The 5,122-nt window shown below is 59.6% G+C and carries 6 protein-coding genes; 3 read left to right on the top strand and 3 right to left on the bottom strand.

What is annotated here, in order from left to right; translation table 11 throughout:
• Positions 1-637, bottom strand: a 637-nt coding sequence (locus HX846_RS30300; protein WP_178966796.1) for a peptidase C39 family protein, incomplete at its 3' end; no start/stop codon positions are given.
• Between the two features lie 94 nt (positions 638-731).
• Here HX846_RS30300 and HX846_RS30305 point away from each other — a divergent pair.
• Positions 732-2,318 carry a RimK family protein gene (locus HX846_RS30305; protein ID WP_003215278.1) on the top strand — a complete coding sequence of 529 codons (1,587 nt, stop codon included), beginning with the start codon at positions 732-734 and terminating at the stop codon, positions 2,316-2,318.
• Positions 2,319-2,324: 6 nt separating this feature from the next.
• Positions 2,325-3,266 (top strand): magnesium transporter CorA family protein, encoded by a 942-nt coding sequence (locus tag HX846_RS30310; protein ID WP_008430799.1) that lies wholly within the window; start codon positions 2,325-2,327, stop codon positions 3,264-3,266.
• Between the two features lie 135 nt (positions 3,267-3,401).
• Here the strand turns inward: HX846_RS30310 and map are convergent, their stop codons facing one another.
• Together map and HX846_RS30320 are read right to left on the bottom strand one after the other, a co-directional pair.
• On the bottom strand, positions 3,402-4,157 hold the full coding sequence (gene map, locus HX846_RS30315) for a type I methionyl aminopeptidase (RefSeq protein ID WP_177042233.1): 756 nt from the start codon (positions 4,155-4,157) through the stop codon (positions 3,402-3,404).
• A complete protein-coding gene (locus HX846_RS30320; RefSeq protein WP_003215288.1) occupies positions 4,154-4,357 on the bottom strand; it encodes a ParD-like family protein in 204 nt (67 codons plus the stop codon). Before HX846_RS30320 ends, map begins: the two co-directional genes overlap by 4 nt.
• A gap of 258 nt (positions 4,358-4,615) precedes the next feature.
• On the opposite strand from HX846_RS30320, the gene HX846_RS30325 reads away from it, so the two are divergent.
• Positions 4,616-5,122: pyridoxal-phosphate dependent enzyme (locus HX846_RS30325; protein WP_178966797.1), on the top strand; the 507-nt coding region annotated here is incomplete at its 3' end.

Genomic DNA, 5,122 nt, shown 5'->3' on the forward strand with positions numbered 1-5,122 from the left:
TGCAGCCGCCATGGCCGGCGGTCATGAACACGGTGGTTGCCTCGCGCCAGATCTGCAGTTCTTCCCGGCGCTGGGCCACCCGCGCAGGTTCCAGGGCACCCATGGCCATCAGCAGGCTGGCGGCGCCGCAGGTGAAGTCGGTGGTTTGCTGGTAATAGGGCACGCTCAAGGCGCGCGCGTCCTGGTGCTGGAGGATGCGTTTCTCCAGGCGCAGGGCCGGGGCGTGGTCTTCGTAGTAGTCGTTGACCAGGGCAAAGCGCCGGTAGCCGTTGCGCTCATACAGGGCGATGGCGCCGGGGTTGTCGGTACGCACTTCCAGGCGCAGGTAGGCGCAGTCATGCTCAACCGCACAGGCTTCGATGCGCGTCAGCAGTTGTTTGCCCAGGCCCAGGCCCCGGGAAAACTCGGCGATGGCGATGGAGTACAGGCGCGCCAGCGAGGTGCCACGGTGGAACAACACCAGGGCGTAGCCCAGCAATTCGCCGTGTTTTTCTGCCACCAGCAGTTGCCCGTGGGCGCGACTGACCATCCACTGGAAGCTGCGGGTGGAGAGCCGGTCCGTGGTGAAACAGTGCTGTTCCAATGCCACCAATGCAGGCACGTCATCGGGTGTTGCAACGCGAAAGGAAAGAGCCATGTGACCGCCGTAAAAGTTGCGTAACGAAACGGGACTTCTCTAAAAGATCGTGCTTAATAGAAAAGGTCTAGTTCTCTAAAGCGGATCAATCAATATGTCAGCGGTACAAGGTCATTGGCGTGAAGTATCCGAGCAAACAGTGGCGGCGACAATAACTTCCAACGGTTATTTTTCCAGCCCTCCCAAGAGTGCAAGTCAAGTCGTGATCATTGTCGAGCGCAAGGAAGACTGGGCCTCGTACTTCCCCAGCGAAGACATCGTCACCGCCCAGGAATACCTTGAGCAAACCCGGGAAAACGAGACGGGCAAGCGCGTGCAGGTGATCAACCTGTGCCGCAGCTACAAGTACCTGGGGCACGGCTACTACTGCTCGCTGCTGGCCGAGGCGCGGGGGCACAAGGTGATTCCGTCGGTGCGCACCATCAGCGAACTGACGAAAAAGTCCCTGTACGGCCTGGCCCTGGATGACCTCGATAAAACCCTCGATAAAGCCTTGAGTCATCATCTCTACAGCAACACTGAAGGCTTTACCCTGACACTTTACTTTGGCCGGACCAATATTGAACCCTTGCAGGATCTGGCCCGCCAATTGTTTGAAGCGTTTCCCTGCCCGATCCTGTTAGTTGAGTTTCGCAAGAATAACGGCTGGCACATCGAAGGCATCAAGTCTGGCGTATTGCACAAGTTGCGTGATGACCAGGAAGACCAATTCGCGAATGCCCTGGACAACTTCAGCCGCAAGATCTGGCGTCAACCGCGCTCCCGCCGTCTGGCCCGCTATGACCTGGCGATCCTGCACGACCCGCAGGAACAACTGCCGCCGTCCAACGCCCGCGCCCTGGAAAATTTCGTCCGGGTCGGCAAGGGGCTCGGCATCGACGTGGAACTGATCGAACGCAAGGACTACGCCCGCCTGGCCGAATACGACGCCCTGCTGATCCGCGAGACCACCAGTGTCGACAACCACACCTATCGCTTCGCGAAAAAGGCCGAAAGCGAAGGGCTGGTGGTGATGGACGACCCGGCCTCGATCCTGCGCTGTACCAACAAGGTCTACCTCACGGACCTGCTGAAAAGCCATCAACTGGGCATGCCCGCCACCGAAATTCTCTACAAGGAGCGACCCGAAGATTTCGAACGGGTGGGTGAGCGCCTCGGCTTCCCGCTGGTGCTGAAGATCCCCGACGGGTGTTTCTCCCGCGGCGTGATCAAGGTCGAAAGCCAGCAAGCGCTGCTGACCGCCACCGCCGAACTGTTCGAGCATTCCGTGTTGCTGCTGGCCCAGGAATTTTTCTACACCGAGTACGACTGGCGCATCGGCGTCCTCAACCGCAAACCGATCTTTGCCTGCCAGTACTTCATGTCCAAGGGGCATTGGCAGATCTACAACCACAAGGCCATCGGCCAGGACATCAACGGCGAGTGCCGTACCCTGGCGGTCCACGAAGCCCCCAAGGCGGTGGTGGAACTGGCGGTAAAAACCGCCAACCTGATCGGCGACGGCCTTTATGGCGTCGACCTCAAGCAATCCGGCGACAAGGTGGTGGTAATCGAGGTCAACGACAACCCCAACATGGACGCCGGCATCGAAGATGCCTACCTGCAAGACGACTTGTATTCCCTGGTACTGGAAGAGTTCGTGCGACGCCTGGAGTTGAAGCGTCAAGGCCAGGTGTGGTGACGCGCGATGATCCAGCGCTTTGAATTAACCGATGGCAAGTTGTACAACAGCCTGGGGGACGGCGGGGATGTCTTGCTGTTCAGCAATCCTGACCCCCACGAGCGCAAGTACCTGCGCGACTGCTACAAGCTCGATGAACATGCCCTGGCTTCGGCGCTGGACCCGGACGAAGTGTCGCGCATCGAGTTCCACCCCGATAACCTGTTCCTGATCTGGAAGCGCCCGGAGAACTATTCGGGCGGCGGCAACCTGGTGTTTGAAGTGTCGTCCTGCGGCCTGTTGTTTTCCGGGGACCAACTCCTGGTGATCGCCACCGACGACAGCCAGCTCTCCGGGCTGGGTGCGCGCCGGCCATTGCGCACGCCGCTGGATGTGTTGCTGGACTTGCTGCTCAACAACATCCATCACTACCTGGGCCACCTCAAGGTGATCAAGATGGTCGCCCGGGAACTGCAGCAGCAGTTCAATGCATCGATGAGCAATCGCCACCTGATGCAGATGTTCAACCTCAGCGAAAGCCTGATCTATTACATCAACGCCCTGCACAGCAACGGCGCGGTGCTGACGCGCCTGCGCAACCATGGGGAAAAGGAACATTTCAGCGCTGAAACACTGGGCCTGATCGATGACCTGATTATCGAGAACAACCAGTGCTACAAGCAGGCGGAGATTTACTCCAACGTGTTCTCCGGGCTGATCGACGCCCGGGGCAACCTGATGAACAACAGCATGAACAACCTGCTGCGCAAGCTGACGCTGATCAACGTGGTGTTCCTGCCGTTGAACCTGATCGCCAGCGTGGGCGGGATGTCGGAGTTCAGCATGATGACGGCGGGCACGCCGTGGTGGATTTCGTACCCGTTGTTCATGGCCGCGATGGGACTCGGGGCGGGGTTGATGGTGCTGGGGTTGAAGCGGATTGCGGGGAGTGGCGACAAGGCAGTATGACTAAAATCCTGAATATCACTGAGGTCTAAATGTGGGAGCGGGCTTGCTCGCGAAAGCGGTGGATCAGTCACTGTAGATGGCGACTGTCACACCGCTTTCGCGAGCAAGCCCGCTCCCACAGGGGATGTGCGCCATTCAGACGTCCGGCTGCAACGTCAGCACCTCAAACCCATCCCGCGTCACCGCCACCGTATGTTCCCACTGCGCCGACAAGCTGTTGTCCCGCGTCACCACCGTCCAGCCATCCTTCAAGCTGCGCACCTTGGCGCTGCCCTGGTTGAGCATCGGCTCAATGGTAAACACCATGCCTTCACGCAGTTCGAGCCCGGTACCGGGGCGGCCGAAGTGCAGGATCTGCGGGTCCTCGTGCATCTCGCGGCCAATGCCATGCCCGCAATATTCACGCACCACGCTGTAGCCGTTGCTCTGGGCATGGTTCTGGATGGCGTAGCCGATATCCCCCAGGCGTGCGCCGGGCTTGACCTGGCGGATGCCGGCCCACATCGCTTCAAAGGTCATTTCCACCAGGCGCCGGGCCTTGGGCGAGACATTGCCGATCATGTACATCTTGCTGGAGTCGGCGATATAGCCGCCTTTCTCCAGGGTGATGTCGATGTTGACGATGTCGCCGTCCTTGAGCACGGCCTTGGCGCTGGGCATGCCATGGCACACCACCTCGTTGATCGAGGTATTGATGCAGAAGGGGTAGTCGTACTGGCCCAGGCTCGCCGGTCGCGATTGCAGGTCATTGCGGATGAAGGCTTCCACCGCGCTGTCGATCTCCAGGGTCGACTGGCCGGCGGCGACAAAACCGTCGAGCATGGTAAACACCTGGGCCAACAGGCGGCCGGATTCGCGCATCACGGCAAGTTGTTCGGTGGTCTTGATCATTCGCTGCGCCCCCGGATCAGGTCGGGCTTGTCCAGCAACAGTTTGTTGATCAGGTCGTTATAGGCCAGGTGTGGATTGAGTTCGGCGAGCAGGCCGATCTTGATCCAGAACTCGGCCTGGGCGTTGATGGAACGGTCCATGGTGGCGCTGGCCAGACGGAGTTGTTCGTGCAATTGGTCGGTGATCTTGACGATGCCCATGAGCTTCACTGTGCAGAGTTGATATACAAAGCGTATACGTTTCGTATGCTCTACGTAAAGCCTGGCGTTTCGCCATTGACTTGCCCGGTGGCGCCGGTTAATTTTGATTCATGACATTTCAAACCTTTCGTTGCCAGCCAAGCATTATTACCGCCATTCCTCATTTGGCGGGATAGCGCTCGGCTGTACCCAAACCCGCCCTAGAGGCGGGTTTTGTTTTTCCGTCTTCAGGGCCCTGCAAACACCCAGGAGACATCCATGAGTACCCGCCCCGCGAGCCAGCCCCAGGATTCGGGATTGCTTGAGCACTACGTGAAGAAGATCCTGGCCGCTCCGGTCTACGACCTGGCGGTGCGTACGCCGTTGCAGGTGGCGCCGGCGCTGTCGGCATTGCTGGGCAATCAGATCCTGCTCAAGCGCGAAGACCTGCAACCGACCTTTTCCTTCAAGATTCGTGGCGCCTACAACAAACTGATGCAGCTCAGTGCCGAGCAAAAGGCGCGGGGCGTGATCACTGCTTCTGCGGGTAATCATGCCCAGGGCGTGGCATTGGCGGCGCGGGAGTTGGGGATCAAGGCGACGATTGTCATGCCGTTCAGCACCCCGGAGTTGAAAGTGTTGGGCGTGCGCTCCCGAGGCGGCGAGGCGGTGTTGCATGGGGCCAGCTTTCCGTTTGCCCTGGCCCACGCGTTGCAACTGGCCGAGGCCACCGGCAGCACCTTTGTCTCGCCATTTGACGACCCGGACGTGATTGCCGGGCAGGGC

Source organism: Pseudomonas sp. K5002 (assembly GCF_013386655.1).
Lineage (GTDB): Bacteria > Pseudomonadota > Gammaproteobacteria > Pseudomonadales > Pseudomonadaceae > Aquipseudomonas.